Source organism: Marinomonas foliarum (assembly GCF_003337275.1).
Lineage (GTDB): Bacteria > Pseudomonadota > Gammaproteobacteria > Pseudomonadales > Marinomonadaceae > Marinomonas > Marinomonas foliarum.
On the sequence record NZ_QPJQ01000003.1, the window covers coordinates 52,901 to 66,897 of the forward strand.

Genomic DNA, 13,997 nt, shown 5'->3' on the forward strand with positions numbered 1-13,997 from the left:
TGCAGTTGAATGACTGTGCATATACTAGATAAAAAGTAATAAGTTCACATAAAATAAAGAAGGTAGAGAACATGTCGAAAGTCCCGGCGTTAGAGCTCATTGATATTCACAAAACGTTTGGTGATGTCGAGGTGTTAAAGGGTATTTCTTTAAAAGCCTATGATGGCGATGTCATTTCTATTTTGGGATCAAGTGGTTCAGGTAAAAGTACATTTTTACGCTGTGTGAACATGCTTGAAAATCCAACTCGCGGTGAAATTCTTTTTAACGGTAATAAGCTTGATTTGATTCAAGGTGAATCCGACTTAGTGGCTAGCAATATGAAGCAACTTACTCAAATGCGCCAGCAAATTGGGTTTGTTTTCCAAAGCTTTAATTTGTGGCCGCATATGACCATTCTTCAGAACGTGATGGAAGGACCTCTACATGTTCTAAAGCGCCCTAAGCATGAAGTAGCAGAGTATGCTGAGCATTTATTGCGTAAGGTTGGTATCGCGGAGAAAAAGGATATGTATCCTAATCAGCTTTCGGGTGGTCAGCAGCAGCGTGTTGCTATCGCTAGAACATTGGCAATGGATCCGCAGGTGATATTGTTCGATGAACCAACTTCAGCGTTAGACCCTGAATTAGTGGGCGAAGTGCTTGGTGTGATGCGCAATTTAGCAGAAGAAGGTAGAACCATGCTGATTGTTACTCATGAAATGAATTTTGCTCGTGATGTTTCGAGCGAAGTTGTTTTCTTGCATCAGGGTGTGGTGGAAGAAAAGGGCACTCCAGATCAAGTGTTTGGAGCGCCAAAATCAGAACGCTGTAAGGCTTTCTTATCCAGTGTGTTTTAAGTTAACAGCACATTTAAGCGAACGAAAATATAAAATCAAAAATGATTATATAAGCAAATATACTAAGGGGATATTGCAATGAAATTTAAAAAAATAGCATTGGGTTCAGCGTTATTGTTAGGCGCAGCGTTATCATCAGTTTCTGCACAAGCAGCTGATAAAGTTCGTTTTGTAACAGAAGGTGCATGGGCGCCATTCAACTTCATTGATTCAGCAGGTAAGCCTCAGGGTTTTGACGTGGATATTGCTCGTGCTTTGTGTGCAAAAATGGCTGCGGATTGTGAGATTCTAACGCAAGATTGGGATGGTCTTATTCCGGGCCTAAAAGTGCGTAAGTTCGATGCAATCATCGCATCTATGTCAATCACTGAAGATCGCTTGAAAGTTGTTGATTTTACTAATAAATATTACTCTGGTGGCTTGCGCTTCATGGGTCGTGTTGGCGAAACTTTTGACCTAGCGAACTTATCTGGCAAAACTATCGGTGCGCAGCGCGCGACTCTAGGTGCGCAGTATTTAGAAGATAACTTTGAAGGCAAAGCTGACCTTAAATTTTATGATAACCAAGATAATGTTTATTTAGATCTAGTTTCTGGTCGTCTAGACATCGTTTTGTCTGATGAATTGCCTACTTACAACTGGCTGAAAACCTCTGAAAGCGGTTCTGCATTTGAGTTCAAAGGCGATGCGTTCATGAAGACGGATAACATTGCGATTGCCGTTCGTAAAAGCGACACGCAATTGAAAGAGAAGATCAACAAGGCGCTTGATGCGATTCTTGCTGACGGCACTTATCAGAAAATTAATGCTAAGTACTTCCCTTTCTCTATCTACTAAGTGGGTATTTCAAAGGGTTGTTATTTGAGATTGTAATGACCCTTTGATGTGTTCGAGTGTTGATATTTCTTAGAGTTTCTTGGTGCTCCTGTACCAAGAAACTTACTTTAAGCTTACTCTGAGAAAAAACTATGATTGATCTTCATGGGTTCGGTGATCAGCTGTTACAAGGTGCTGTTGTTACCTTAGAGCTAGCCTTGTCTTCGCTGTTCGTCGGTCTTATTTTAGGATTGCTAGGCGCGTCTGCAAAATTATCTTCTGTACGTGCTTTTCGGTGGATAGCTAATGGCTATACAACCATTATTCGCGGCATTCCTGAACTCCTAACGGTACTTATCATTTATTTTGGCGCTACCAGTGTCTTGATGGCCATAGCTGGATTATTTGGTTATGACGAGTACATTGAGGTTGGCGCATTTGCTGCTGGCGTAACAGCGTTGGGACTAACGTTTGGAGCCTATGCCACTGAGGTATTTCGTGGTGCGTTACAATCCATTCCAAAAGGGCAGCATGAAGCGGCCACTGCATTAGGAATGGGGCCTATTAGAAAGCTTTACCGTATTATTTTGCCGCAGGTATGGCGAATTGCTTTGCCTGGGCTTGGGAATTTGTTTTTGGTTCTGCTAAAAGACACTGCATTAGTCTCCGTTGTTGGGTTGGACGATATTATGCGAAAAGCCAATATCGCAGTGAGTAGTACCAAAGAAGCATTTTTGTTTTATTTGGTAGCGGCATTTATGTATTTGGCTTTGACCATTATCTCTATGGTGTTCGTTTCTTTTATGGAAAAACGAGCCAGTCGCGGATTAACAAGGGGATAATGTATGGACTTTTCGGTTGTTATTGAATATTTCCCGCGTTTGTTAGAAGGAGCTTGGGTTAGCCTTCAGTTAGTGATGATCTCTATCATACTGGGTGGTATTTTTGCTTTGCCAATTGCACTAGCAAGGATTTCACCCATAGGATGGATCAGAGCTATCCCTTTTGCGTATATCTTTTTCTTTCGTGGTACTCCGCTGCTAGTGCAGATATTTTTGGTGTATTATGGCGCTTCGCAATTTGATGCAGTACGAGAGAGCTTCTTATGGCCGGTACTGAAGGAACCATTTTGGTGTGCCATCATTGCTTTTACATTGAATACGTCTGCCTATACGGCTGAAATCTTCCGTGGTGCGATTCAGGCTATTCCGCATGGGGAAGTTGAAGCATGTAAAGTTATTGGTATGACGAAGACTCAGATGTATCGACGGGTTTTACTGCCTCGTGCTTTTGGTATCGTTTTACCTGCTTACGGCAATGAGATTATCTTGATGCTAAAAGGCAGTGCTTTGGCGAGTACGATTACCATTCTGGATTTAACTGGGATGGCGCGAACTATCATCGCAAGAACCTATACACCTATGGAAATCTTTATAGCGGCAGGGGTTATTTATTTGGTGATTAGTATTGTGATTATTGCGATCTTTCGTCAAATTGAATTGCGTCAAAATCGTTACCTAGGAACCTTATCGATTAAGGTGCCAGACAAAGGTTGATAGATTGTTGAATATAAAAAAAGAGGCCTAGGCCTCTTTTTTTATATTCACTCATAATTAGATTGCTTCAGCGCCTGTTTCACCAGTACGAATACGGATGATTTGTTCTAGTGCTGTTACGAAAATTTTGCCATCGCCAATCTTTCCAGTGTTCGCGCTGTGTTGAATAGCTTCAATTGCGCGCTCTACTTGATCAGTTTCTACAGCAAGCTCTAACTTGACCTTCGGCAGAAAGTCGACAACATATTCTGCGCCGCGATACAGCTCTGTATGGCCTCGTTGGCGACCAAAACCCTTCACTTCTGTGACGGTAATGCCGTTAATCCCTATTTCAGAAAGTGCTTCGCGCACTTCGTCTAGTTTGAAAGGCTTAACAATGGCCGTGATTAATTTCATTTCTTTTCTCCATACGAATAAAGCATTAATTAGTCTAAAAATACCACTCTATTGTAAAAGTCGCCACTGGCTCGATGATTATGATCTACATTTAGTGAACCTATGTTCCTTAATATAAGGTGCTGAAAATGGAAACAATAGCATCAAGTGATCGTTTTACGTTTGGTTCAGAGTCGTTCTTTACCGATGTTACAGATCTGCTTTTTCATAAAGAAGGTGTTCAGCTTACGAGTGTGTCGGCTCCGCAAAGTGTTGCTTGTTATCAAACTAAGGGATTAGAAAAAAACTTTCGGCTGCGACTGGTATTAATTCCACTGATGAATGGCCGTTTATTAGGGCGATTGTCTTGGCTAGATGGGCAAGGGGTTGATCATGTTTGTTGTTACGTAAATGAGGCGTTTGATTGTGTAATAAGGAAATCGGATGGCGTCTGGATTAAGCAAGCGAAGAGTGCGGAAAAGGTATGTCTGCAGTGTTTTGTCAAGTTAGATAAATGAACTACTGTGAGCCCAACAATAAAAGGCTCACAGTGAGGACGTGAATATTAAAGGCCGTTTAATGAATCTAGGTCGTCGAATTTAGGTTCGTGGTACTTTCTCCCTAGTTCGTGGACAGCATCGATTAAATATTTAGGGTGATCTGGGTTCACGAACTGGTGAATGCCATGGCCAAGGTTAAACACATGTCCGCTGCCGGTGCCGAAGCCCGACAACACGTTTTCTACTTCACGCTCTATTACCTCTTTGCCTGCATATAAAACGCAAGGGTCAATATTACCCTGTAGAGCAACGCTATGACCGACGCGAGCACGGGCTTCTGATATGTCTGTTGTCCAGTCCAAACCTAGGGCATCGGCACCAGTTGCAGCTATGTTTTCTAGCCATTGGCCGCCATTTTTAGTGAATAGAATGACAGGGATTTTTCTGCCTTCATGCTCACGAATTAAGCCATCCAGAATCTCTTTCATATAAAGCAATGAGAACTGCTGATACATTGGTCCGCTTAACACGCCACCCCATGTGTCGAAAATCTGTAAAGCTTGAGCCCCCGCTAAGACTTGACCATTAAGGTAAGCGATAACCGATTTCGCAATTTTGCTAAGTAGGGCGTGTAGGGTTTCTGGCGAACGGTACATCATGGCTTTGATGTGACGGAAGTCTTTGCTGGAACCGCCTTCTACCATGTAGGTTGCCAATGTCCATGGGCTACCAGAGAAACCAATTAGAGGTACATCCCCATTTAAAGCATGACGAATCGTCGTCACTGCTTTCATTACATAATCTAGGTCACTGGCAGTGGTTACTGGAATTGCATCAACATCAGCTTGGCTGCGGATGGTGTGTTTGAACTTAGGACCTTCGCCTGTTTCAAAATACAGACCCAAGCCCATTGCATCAGGGATAGTAAGAATGTCTGAGAACAAAATAGCAGCGTCTAAATCGTATCGCTTCAATGGTTGAAGTGTCACTTCGCACGCGAATGCATCGTTTTTGCAAAGGCTTAAGAAGTCGCCAGCTGTTGCACGACTTGCACGGTATTCTGGTAAGTAGCGTCCTGCCTGTCTCATCATCCACACAGGCGTTGTATCGACAGGTTGTTTGAGTAATGCGCGCAAAAAGCGGTCATTTTTTAGCTCAGGAAACATTAGGACTCTCCAGTATGAATTTTCAGTTGGCGCATTTTACCTAAGTTGGACAGGAAAAGCAGAGTGAATAAGCACAATTTATGAGAAGGCGGCTGAAAAGGCCAATAATATTGATCTATGGCAGGGTTTGTTTTTGTCCATGAGATTGGCGAATTATAAGACACATTAATCACCTAAATAGGTTTTAAGGCTGTGCTTCTGAACTCGCTGAGCTGCATTTTCTATGTCTTTGTTGGCGTGTAGCTCTGCTAATAGTTTAGGGAATGCTGCCCTTGTTTGTGTCACATCCATTCCCGGTTTAAGGTGAGGGGAATAGAGCGCTTTAAGTAATAAATAATCTAACGGGCTAAGGTAAGAATCGATGCTGACATCATTGAAAATGGATGGAAATACATCATTTGAATCATTAGGAAGGCCCAGTAGTTGGGTGATTTCTTCGACAATGCAATCTAAAAAGCGCGCTTTTATACGAGCATAATCGACCGGAATAATAATGCTTCCTCTGGTTATCTCGTAGTTCCTATTACGGCGAAAATTTCCTAAACAAATCGCTTCATTCAGTGCTGTGCGAATTTTTTCTGGGTCGCCTATGTATTGTCTTACTTTGTTTTCCAAATTGTCATAGTTGGTAAAAATGACAAAAATATTGGCTTGCTTAGGATCATCGGTGAAGTCGATAGACAACCCAGTTATGTAGGAGAGGTGCTGGGCATGAACACTAAGTAGTTCTTTTTGTAGATTGGCATCACCGCTGTCGCTTTCAAAAAACAGTTTGATGGGGGTGGCCCAGCGGATGAGCTTAGGGTGTTTGGTTTCTTTGTATTCACGCTCTAAGGCAATTTTCATGAAACTGTCTTGTATATACGCGTCATTTTGCCAACGCTCTTCGCCTAGTGCGAACGAGGAAGCAAGCATGGAGAGGAAGCAAAGAATACTACAGCGGATCATCAGGCTTAGGCTGAGTTAATTTATTGGCGTAGTGTTTTAGTGCGCTGAGTGAGTCTGGAGTAAAGGGTAGTTCGCCAGTGTTACCTATAATACTATCCATGCTCATTTCATGGACTGAAGCGACTTCCTTAGGTTGTAAAGTTAGCTCGCCATGTATTGCCGCATCATAGTGGCAGGTAAAAATCTTGCCCCATATCTTGAAGCCTTCACCTTCTGTGAAAAAGACCCCTTGGCTTTCAAGTGGAGCATCAAAGCCTAGCTCTTCTTGCAATTCCCTGTGCGCAGAATCAATGTAGGATTCTCCCTTTTCGACCACGCCCCCCGTGGTTACACCGTAGAATCCTGGGCAAAACGCTTTGTTATCGGTTCTTTTTTGAACGAGTAAATTGCCTGCTTGGTTGAATACCAAGATGTAAGTAACACGATGGTAGTCTCTGCCAAAGTTCATTAAGTGTCTTGGCACATCACCAATGACCTTGTTACTTCTGTCGACTAAGGTAATGACTTCGTCATTTACAGGCATAAAATACTCTATTTAAAAGTGAATATAGTAGAAAACGAAAGGGTATCGGCATTTGTCTTGAAAGAAAAGCCTTCTAACGAGTTAAGAAAGTAAACGATTCAGTGTTGAGAGAGTATAAAAAAAGCGACCTGTTTTTATACATTTTATGCGGCTACAAAGATTACGGGTGATCACGTGTGTAAAAACAGTATGATTAAAACGTATTATAGGCTTATCTTGTGAAAAAAATGATAGGAAAAGTTGGTGAAATATGTCCATTTTGAACAATGATTTTTTAGCTTTTACACTCGAAAATCAAGATGCTGTAGCACCGTTTCAGTTCACTTTTCCAAGTGGTGTGGGCTTTGTTGAAGATACCGGTATTTTACGCCTTGAACCTAAGCATAGAAGTCGCATTAGCCTTGTGTTATCGGTTGGAGTTCATGGTAATGAGACTGGGCCAATTGAGCTGGTGAACAACTTGGTCGCAGCTGTTTTAGACGGTCGAATTTCATTGAAAATAAGGTTGTTGGTATTAATTGGCAATCCTGTGGCGGCAAACTTAGCTAAGCGTTTTTGTGACGTAAACCTTAACCGTCTTTTTAATGGTGGTTGGAAGAATTACGAAGGCTTTGAAGCCCGGAGGGCTCAGCGTCTAGAGCAGGCAATTAGTGATTTTTATGCGATTTCTGATAATGAAGTAGAGTGTGTAAAGTTACATTATGATTTGCATACTGCAATTCGCGGCTCAATGCATGAAAAATTTGTGGTTTACCCTTATGTCAAAAATGCGGTGTATAACAAAGAGCAACTCGCATTCTTATCTGCCAGTGGTATTAACGCTGTATTGCTGTCACATCAACCGACCACAACCTTTTCATACTATAGCTATGTGGAGCACGGTGCTCATGCTTTTACAGTAGAGCTTGGGAAAGTATATCCTTTTGGTGAGAATGATTTGTCGCGTTTTGCCGACCTAGATGCCAGCTTAATATTATTACTAGAAAAGGGTGATTTTGCGGAGTCTTCTTTAGCTGATTTGCAGGTATTTCGTGTATTGGATAGCTTGGTGAAAGACGACGACAGCTATGAGCTCTCTATCGATAATGAGGTAAAGAATTTTACTCAGTTTGAAGAAGGCCATCGCATGGCTCATTCGAAGAAGAGTGCTTATTATATAAAGCAAACAGGTGATGCCATCGTATTCCCCAACACGAACCTTCCGATTGGGCAGCGTGCTGGTTTGATGGTACGACCAGTAGCACTGGACGATTTACAGCTTAATTGAGCTATGCTCATGGCGTGTAAAAAAAGAGATTTAAGCCAAACTGCTTGAATCTCTTTTTTTTATATCGTATTGTTACGTTATAACATTAATTAAGTGGTAGTAAATAATGAACAAACTTCTTCTTGCCTTAGGTGTATCTGCTCTATCTCCCTTAGCATTAGCTAAACCTGTTATTGCCACCAGTATTAAGCCTGTTTCTATGGTAGTGGCAGCAATCGCTGGTGATAAAGCGGATATACAGCAGATCGTATCTAGTACGGCATCGCCGCATGATTTTGCAATGCGTCCTTCGGATCTCAAAAAAATATTGAAAGCAGATACTGTCGTTTGGGTAGGTGAGTCTTTAGAACGCTTTTTAGAAAAACCACTTGAAAATGCAGGCAAAGAAGACTCGTCAATCGAGTGGTTAGCATTAGATGGTATGGCATTGCATAACTTCGCTAAAGAACATCATCATGATGAGGACGAAGCAGAAAAGTCTCATGATGATCATGACCACGAAGCGCATGATGATCATGATCACGAAGAGCATGGTGATCACGAAGGACACGAAGGACACGAAGGACACGAAGGACATCATCATGATGGCGTAGATCCACATGTTTGGCTATCACCTGATAACGCTAGAGTATTGGCAAAAGCTGTCACAGCTCGTTTGGTGTCATTAGATTCGGCGAATGCTGAGTATTACAAAGAGAACTTGGCGTCCTTTGAGAAAGGTTTGAGTGCGAAAGATGCAGAAATTCGCAAAGCACTCAACAAGGTCAATAAAGTTCCTTATATTGTATTCCATGATGGCTATAGTTACTTTGAGCAGCATTATGGTTTGAGCCACGCTGGCGAAATTACCGTCAGCCCAGAGCGTAAACCAGGCGCGAAAAAGGTTGCTGAGATCCGTCATGAAATCCAAGAGCACAAAGTGCAGTGTGTGTTTAGTGAGCCGCAATTTAGTCCCGCAATAGTGAAAACCTTACTTGATGGTACTGATGTAAAAACAGCACCTTTGGATCCATTAGGTAGCAAAGTGAAGATGGGGACAAATGCTTATTTTTCATTCTTAGACAGCTTAAGCGGTCAATTTCTTAGCTGCTTAGGATAATTCTTCTGCGTTTATCAAAGAGTAAGTGTTGAATGCTTGCTCTTTGATAGTTCTTCCGCTTCCTCCTCTGTATAATGATTTCACTTTACGATTATTACATTGAGCAGCGAGGCTTTATGAGCGATCTATTTAATTTGAGTACTGATTCGAGTACCCACTCCGATATCCTTACTGAAAGTGCTCGACGCACTTTATCGACACAAGCTCAAGCCTTAGCTAATCTAGCCAATCAAGTAACCGAAGAATTCCCCAAAGCCGTTCGAATGATTCTTGCAAGTAAGGGTCGTACGATTATTTGTGGCATGGGTAAATCTGGCCTAATCGGTAAAAAAATTGCGGCTACTTTAGCCTCAACAGGCACGCCTAGTTTCTTTCTCCATCCGGGTGAAGCCTTTCATGGTGATTTAGGTATGATCCAGCCGGAAGATGTATTAGTGCTGATCAGTTTTTCTGGTGAAACCGAAGAGCTGATGCGTTTACTGCCTTCTCTTAAAAGTTTCGGAAACCCAAGTATTGCCATGGTAGGAAACACAGATTCTACTTTGGCGAAACATTGCGATTGCGTACTGGATCTTTCTATTGATAAAGAAACCTGCCCAAATAATTTAGCGCCTACGACATCGACGACCATGACAACCGCCATGGGTGATGCCTTGGCCGTGGCTTTGATGGAATGCCGTAACTTTCAACCACAAGACTTTGCCCGCTTTCATCCTGGTGGCAGCTTAGGTCGTAAACTGTTAACTCGTGTTAAAGACCTGATGCACAAAGATAACCTGCCTGTTTGTACACCAGAGACCACATTAAAAGACGCTATAACAGTTATGACTTATGGCAGAATGGGTGTTGTATTGATTCAACAAGCCGGCAAGTTACTGGGTATTTTTACCGATGGTGACTTACGTCGTGCCATGCTAAAAGAAAGCGAGGGTATGATACATAAAACCATGGCCAGTTTAATGACATCCAATCCAAAAACCATCAATGAAAATGTGATGATAGTGCAGGCGGAAGAGCAAATGCTGCACGATAAAATCACCTTGTTGGTTGTGGTGGACGATACGAATAACGTATCCGGTATTTTAGAAATTTACGATCGATAAAAAACGGCTTAAGAAATTCTACGCCGCTTTAGATTTGTCTAAAGTGAGCAAACCTAGATTAAAATGGAGTTCTCATGACGCAGTCAGCTCAAGAATCAAAGATTATTAAAATTGGCAATAAGGTTGAAGTAGCTAACCACCTTCCTTTTGTATTGTTCAGTGGTGTGAATGTACTAGAGTCTCGCGACTTGGCAATGCGTGTTGCAGAAGAGCATGTAAAAGTAACAGAGGCGCTGGGTATCCCTTATGTCTTTAAAGGCTCTTTTGATAAAGCGAACCGCTCGTCTATCAACTCTTTCCGCGGTCCAGGTATGGAAGAAGGTCTAAAAATTCTCCAAGAGATCAAAGACACCTTTGGTGTGCCAGTGATTACCGATGTTCACGAAGAATACCAATGTGCGCCAGTTGCAGAAGTAGCAGATGTGATTCAATTGCCTGCATTCCTATCTCGTCAAACAGACTTGGTTGTTGCAATGGCAAAAACTGGTGCTGTAATTAATATAAAAAAGGCGCAGTTTTTAGCGCCTCACGAAATGAAGCATATCCTGACAAAATGCCAAGAAGCCGGAAATGATCAACTTATGCTTTGTGAGCGTGGCACCATGATGGGCTACAACAACTTGGTTGTTGATATGCTTGGCTTTGGTGAAATGAAAAAGTTTGGTTTCCCTGTCATGTTTGATGTAACCCATTCTTTGCAGCGTCCGGGTGGCCGTGAAGATTCTGCCGATGGTCGTCGTGCGCAAGTAACAGAACTGGCTCGTGCCGGTATGTCACTTGGCTTGTCTAGTTTGTTTTTAGAAACCCACCCAGATCCAGATAATGCTAAATGCGATGGTCCATGTGCTTTGCCTTTGGGTAAATTGGCGCCATTCCTAAAGCAGATGAAACAGCTTGATGAATTGGTAAAAACCTTCGAAACATTGGATACGAGCGTTTAATAAATGGATGCGGCTTTTCTTTCTTCTTATCCTGCGCTTGCAGCTGATCAAGGTTTGTTAGCTAAACTACAAGCCTTGAAGCTGGTGGTTTTTGATGTGGATGGCGTACTAACTGACGGACGTCTGCTTTATACTGAGCAAGGCGAAACCATAAAACGCTTCAATGTAAAAGATGGCGTAGCAATGAAGTTATTGCCAAAGTGGGGCGTTCAGGTTGCGGTGATCACCGCAAAAGACTCTGCACCATTAAGACAGCGGATGAAAGAGCTAAAAGTAGAGCATTTCTATCCCGGTTGTCATAACAAAGCTGAAGCGTTTGATGGGTTGGTCGAGCGTTTGGGGATTACACCAGATGAAGCCGCTTATGTAGGGGATGATGTGATTGACCTTCAGGTTATGCCTAAGGTTGGCGTTGCTTTATGTCCCGCTGATGCGCATATTTTATTGCAACGTCATTGTCCGATTATACTCAGTAAAGCTGCCGGTGAAGGTGTCGCTAGAGAAGTCGCTGACATGGTGTTAGCCTCTCGAATGTCCTTAGAGCACGCTTATGAATTGGCTCAAAAGCCGGAGTTTGAAAAATAATGACCTCTCAATCTTTACCTGATTTTCACATTGTTATTCCTGCTCGTTACGCTTCTCAACGTTTTCCACAAAAGCTAATGGCAGATTTGGGTGGTAAGCCAGTATTACGGTGGGTTTATGAGCTCGCTTTGAAGGCTGGCGCAAAGTCTGTGACGATTGCCACAGACCATCAACTTATTGAAAAAGCGGCAATAGGTTTTGGTGCTTCAGTGGTGATGACTCGTGATGACCATGAAAACGGCACAGAACGTCTTGCTGAAGTGGCGGCAAAAATGGGTTGGCTGGGCGATGAGATTGTCGTTAACGTGCAGGGTGACGAACCTTTTTTACCGGTTAACTTGATTCATTCAAGTGTAATCGCGTTAAACCAAGATAAAGAAGCTGAGATGGCGACGGTCGCCTGTGCGATTGATCAAGTTGAAGATTTATTTAACCCTAATGTGGTGAAAGTAGTTTGTGATGAAAAGCAGCGCGCGCTGTATTTTAGTCGCTCACCTATGCCGTGGGATAGAGATGGTTTTGCGAGCAATATGGAGCGAACCGGTATGCTGCCTACTGATTTTCCGGCGCTTCGTCATATTGGTTTATATGTTTATCGTGCCAGCTTATTGGCGAGATACGCGGATTTACCTATGTCGCCATTAGAGCGTTGGGAAAAGCTGGAGCAGCTACGCTTCTTGCATCAAGGCATTAAGGTGCAAGTAGCATTGGCTGATGGTTTGCCTACTCATGGTGTGGATACGCCAGAAGATTTGGAAAAGCTTAGGTATCAGCTTTCTTTGGATAGCATTTAGTCTATTTATTTAAAAAAACAATTAAAACGGCAAACCTTATTAGGTTTGCCGTTTTTTTTATGCTTTATGTGTTTTTTGGTATATTTTTCCCTCATTTAGGGTAGGAAAAATGTAAGTAATACGTATACAATTAGTTTAAAGGTGATCATTTTTTGCTAATTACTTAAATTTTGTGTCGCGAAGGGCTAAATCATGAAAAAACTCATACTTGTATCAAGCAGCTTATTAAGCACCGCAGTATTGGCAGCAATGCCGGTCAATCAGCCAGTAGGCTCTAGCTTTACCTTGAGTAATGCACCTAACCAACGTGCATTGGCTACCGCTCTTGCTAACCCAGCCGCACCATTTTTAATGGTTAATCAAGAAGACGAAGACAACTTCCGTTTTGGTATTGTCGGTCCTCTGAGTGTCGGTATCGAGATGGGGGATGTGAGTGACCTAGGCGATCAAGTTGAAGAGATAGAAGATCTTATTGATAATGCTACTGCAGCGACTGCTTTAAGTAACAAAAATCGTGCAAATGATATTTTGGATGAAATTGGTAATACCGCGTATGTAAAAACATCCCTCGGTATGCAAGTGCCATTTATGCCTGTGATTTACAGAACCGATAATAACGCTGCGTTCATTTTGGATGCAAGCGTGTCTGCTGTTGTTAAAGGTAGCTTATTGGCAGATGATGTTGAGGCTAATATAGGTGCTGGTAAATTAGAAACTGATACTTCCTTTTACGCACAAACCGCTGTCGACCTTCAAATTGGGTTTGGTTATAGCCAGTCTATGTGGGAAAACTCCCACGGTATGTTAGTGGGGGGTGCTAAGGCAAACCTTCATAATCTCTCTATGGGTCGTGCTTTGGTGAGATTGGATGATGAAGATGTTGAAGCGGGCGATGCCATTTCGGATTCTATTTCAGATGATGCCGTTAGCAGCACAGGTGTTGGTATCGATTTGGGCGCTGTTTGGGTGTCTAATTACTACCAAGTTGGCGTAACCCTTGCGAATATTAATGAGCCTGAATTTGATGGTGCTCCTATTACAACGAATGGCGCTGCGGATAAATACGGTATTACCGCGTCAGATAAATATGTGATGGAGATGCAGAGCACAATTGATGCGGCTGTTTCTACTAAAGGTAAGCAAGTTACTTTAGGAATGTCTTACGACACTAATGCTGTAAAAGATGCTGTGGGTGATGAATATCAATGGGCTGCAGCGTCTGTGTCTTACTATGGCGACTCACACTTTCTTCCTGGTCTTCGCGTTGGCTACCGTCAGAATATGGCCGGTACAGAGCTAAGCTATGCGACTTTTGGTCTAACCTTTCTTAAGCGTCTAAATATTGATCTTGCGGTTGGTTTGGACACAGTTAAAGACGAAGACGGTGATGAAATGCCTCGTAGTGCTTTCTTCTCTATTGGTTATGATACTGCGTTCTAAAACTGTAAAGATTTAACAAATAAAGCCGATAACCTTTGTAAGGTT

At 42.4% G+C, this 13,997-nt stretch carries 16 protein-coding genes; 12 read left to right on the forward strand and 4 right to left on the reverse strand.

Annotated features, from left to right (window positions below):
* Positions 1-71: 71 nt before the first annotated feature.
* From DFP77_RS02150 to DFP77_RS02165, 4 genes are all read left to right on the forward strand, one after another.
* Positions 72-839 (forward strand): ABC transporter ATP-binding protein, encoded by a 768-nt coding sequence (locus tag DFP77_RS02150; RefSeq protein WP_114410656.1) that lies wholly within the window; start codon positions 72-74, stop codon positions 837-839.
* A 78-nt stretch (positions 840-917) separates the two neighbouring features.
* A complete protein-coding gene (locus DFP77_RS02155) occupies positions 918-1,676 on the forward strand; it encodes a transporter substrate-binding domain-containing protein (RefSeq protein WP_114410657.1) in 759 nt (252 codons plus the stop codon).
* Positions 1,677-1,807: 131 nt separating this feature from the next.
* Positions 1,808-2,497 carry an ABC transporter permease gene (locus tag DFP77_RS02160; RefSeq protein WP_114410658.1) on the forward strand — a complete coding sequence of 230 codons (690 nt, stop codon included), beginning with the start codon at positions 1,808-1,810 and terminating at the stop codon, positions 2,495-2,497.
* A gap of 3 nt (positions 2,498-2,500) precedes the next feature.
* Positions 2,501-3,211, forward strand: a complete 711-nt coding sequence (locus DFP77_RS02165) for an ABC transporter permease (protein ID WP_114410659.1) — start codon at positions 2,501-2,503, stop codon at positions 3,209-3,211.
* A 57-nt stretch (positions 3,212-3,268) separates the two neighbouring features.
* On the opposite strand, the gene DFP77_RS02170 is transcribed toward DFP77_RS02165, so the two are convergent.
* Positions 3,269-3,607, reverse strand: a complete 339-nt coding sequence (locus DFP77_RS02170; protein WP_110577288.1) for a P-II family nitrogen regulator — start codon at positions 3,605-3,607, stop codon at positions 3,269-3,271.
* Between the two features lie 128 nt (positions 3,608-3,735).
* On the opposite strand from DFP77_RS02170, the gene DFP77_RS02175 reads away from it, so the two are divergent.
* Positions 3,736-4,104: a hypothetical protein gene (locus tag DFP77_RS02175; RefSeq protein ID WP_114410660.1), complete on the forward strand. Its 369-nt coding sequence runs from the start codon at positions 3,736-3,738 to the stop codon at positions 4,102-4,104.
* Between the two features lie 47 nt (positions 4,105-4,151).
* On the opposite strand, the gene hemE is transcribed toward DFP77_RS02175, so the two are convergent.
* The 3 genes from hemE to DFP77_RS02190 form a co-directional block, all read right to left on the reverse strand.
* A complete protein-coding gene (hemE, locus tag DFP77_RS02180) occupies positions 4,152-5,252 on the reverse strand; it encodes a uroporphyrinogen decarboxylase (protein WP_114410661.1) in 1,101 nt (366 codons plus the stop codon).
* A 165-nt stretch (positions 5,253-5,417) separates the two neighbouring features.
* Positions 5,418-6,200, reverse strand: coding sequence for a DUF2927 domain-containing protein (locus tag DFP77_RS02185; RefSeq protein ID WP_114410662.1), 783 nt, complete (start codon positions 6,198-6,200; stop codon positions 5,418-5,420).
* On the reverse strand, positions 6,187-6,723 hold the full coding sequence (locus tag DFP77_RS02190) for an NUDIX hydrolase (RefSeq protein ID WP_114410663.1): 537 nt from the start codon (positions 6,721-6,723) through the stop codon (positions 6,187-6,189). The genes DFP77_RS02185 and DFP77_RS02190 overlap by 14 nt, the downstream gene beginning before the upstream one ends.
* A gap of 250 nt (positions 6,724-6,973) precedes the next feature.
* Between DFP77_RS02190 and astE the strand changes: the two genes are divergently transcribed.
* The 7 genes from astE to traF all read left to right on the forward strand — a co-directional run bounded on the left by astE (position 6,974) and on the right by traF (position 13,952).
* On the forward strand, positions 6,974-7,990 hold the full coding sequence (astE, locus tag DFP77_RS02195; protein WP_114410664.1) for a succinylglutamate desuccinylase: 1,017 nt from the start codon (positions 6,974-6,976) through the stop codon (positions 7,988-7,990).
* Between the two features lie 106 nt (positions 7,991-8,096).
* Positions 8,097-9,089: a zinc ABC transporter substrate-binding protein ZnuA gene (znuA, locus tag DFP77_RS02200; protein ID WP_114410665.1), complete on the forward strand. Its 993-nt coding sequence runs from the start codon at positions 8,097-8,099 to the stop codon at positions 9,087-9,089.
* 116 nt (positions 9,090-9,205) lie between these two features.
* Positions 9,206-10,192, forward strand: a complete 987-nt coding sequence (locus DFP77_RS02205) for a KpsF/GutQ family sugar-phosphate isomerase (protein ID WP_220235515.1) — start codon at positions 9,206-9,208, stop codon at positions 10,190-10,192.
* A gap of 74 nt (positions 10,193-10,266) precedes the next feature.
* Entirely contained in the window at positions 10,267-11,133 is an 867-nt protein-coding gene (kdsA, locus tag DFP77_RS02210; RefSeq protein ID WP_114410666.1) for a 3-deoxy-8-phosphooctulonate synthase, read from the forward strand.
* Positions 11,134-11,136: 3 nt separating this feature from the next.
* On the forward strand, positions 11,137-11,718 hold the full coding sequence (locus tag DFP77_RS02215) for a KdsC family phosphatase (RefSeq protein WP_114410667.1): 582 nt from the start codon (positions 11,137-11,139) through the stop codon (positions 11,716-11,718).
* Positions 11,718-12,512, forward strand: a complete 795-nt coding sequence (kdsB, locus tag DFP77_RS02220) for a 3-deoxy-manno-octulosonate cytidylyltransferase (protein ID WP_114410668.1) — start codon at positions 11,718-11,720, stop codon at positions 12,510-12,512. The genes DFP77_RS02215 and kdsB overlap by 1 nt, the downstream gene beginning before the upstream one ends.
* A gap of 192 nt (positions 12,513-12,704) precedes the next feature.
* Positions 12,705-13,952 carry a conjugal transfer protein TraF gene (gene traF, locus DFP77_RS02225; protein ID WP_114410669.1) on the forward strand — a complete coding sequence of 416 codons (1,248 nt, stop codon included), beginning with the start codon at positions 12,705-12,707 and terminating at the stop codon, positions 13,950-13,952.
* The last annotated feature ends 45 nt before the right edge of the window (positions 13,953-13,997 follow it).

Excerpts from the sequence above, each read along its gene's own strand:
- DFP77_RS02150 (WP_114410656.1), top strand. The coding sequence starts at position 72 with ATGTCGAAAGTCCCGGCGTTAGAGCTCATTGATATTCACAAAACGTTT.
- DFP77_RS02155 (WP_114410657.1), top strand. The coding sequence starts at position 918 with ATGAAATTTAAAAAAATAGCATTGGGTTCAGCGTTATTGTTAGGCGCA.
- DFP77_RS02160 (WP_114410658.1), top strand. The coding sequence starts at position 1,808 with ATGATTGATCTTCATGGGTTCGGTGATCAGCTGTTACAAGGTGCTGTT.
- DFP77_RS02165 (WP_114410659.1), top strand. The coding sequence starts at position 2,501 with ATGGACTTTTCGGTTGTTATTGAATATTTCCCGCGTTTGTTAGAAGGA.
- DFP77_RS02170 (WP_110577288.1), bottom strand. The coding sequence starts at position 3,607 with ATGAAATTAATCACGGCCATTGTTAAGCCTTTCAAACTAGACGAAGTG.
- DFP77_RS02175 (WP_114410660.1), top strand. The coding sequence starts at position 3,736 with ATGGAAACAATAGCATCAAGTGATCGTTTTACGTTTGGTTCAGAGTCG.
- hemE (WP_114410661.1), bottom strand. The coding sequence starts at position 5,252 with ATGTTTCCTGAGCTAAAAAATGACCGCTTTTTGCGCGCATTACTCAAA.
- DFP77_RS02185 (WP_114410662.1), bottom strand. The coding sequence starts at position 6,200 with ATGATCCGCTGTAGTATTCTTTGCTTCCTCTCCATGCTTGCTTCCTCG.
- DFP77_RS02190 (WP_114410663.1), bottom strand. The coding sequence starts at position 6,723 with ATGCCTGTAAATGACGAAGTCATTACCTTAGTCGACAGAAGTAACAAG.
- astE (WP_114410664.1), top strand. The coding sequence starts at position 6,974 with ATGTCCATTTTGAACAATGATTTTTTAGCTTTTACACTCGAAAATCAA.
- znuA (WP_114410665.1), top strand. The coding sequence starts at position 8,097 with ATGAACAAACTTCTTCTTGCCTTAGGTGTATCTGCTCTATCTCCCTTA.
- DFP77_RS02205 (WP_220235515.1), top strand. The coding sequence starts at position 9,206 with ATGAGCGATCTATTTAATTTGAGTACTGATTCGAGTACCCACTCCGAT.
- kdsA (WP_114410666.1), top strand. The coding sequence starts at position 10,267 with ATGACGCAGTCAGCTCAAGAATCAAAGATTATTAAAATTGGCAATAAG.
- DFP77_RS02215 (WP_114410667.1), top strand. The coding sequence starts at position 11,137 with ATGGATGCGGCTTTTCTTTCTTCTTATCCTGCGCTTGCAGCTGATCAA.
- kdsB (WP_114410668.1), top strand. The coding sequence starts at position 11,718 with ATGACCTCTCAATCTTTACCTGATTTTCACATTGTTATTCCTGCTCGT.
- traF (WP_114410669.1), top strand. The coding sequence starts at position 12,705 with ATGAAAAAACTCATACTTGTATCAAGCAGCTTATTAAGCACCGCAGTA.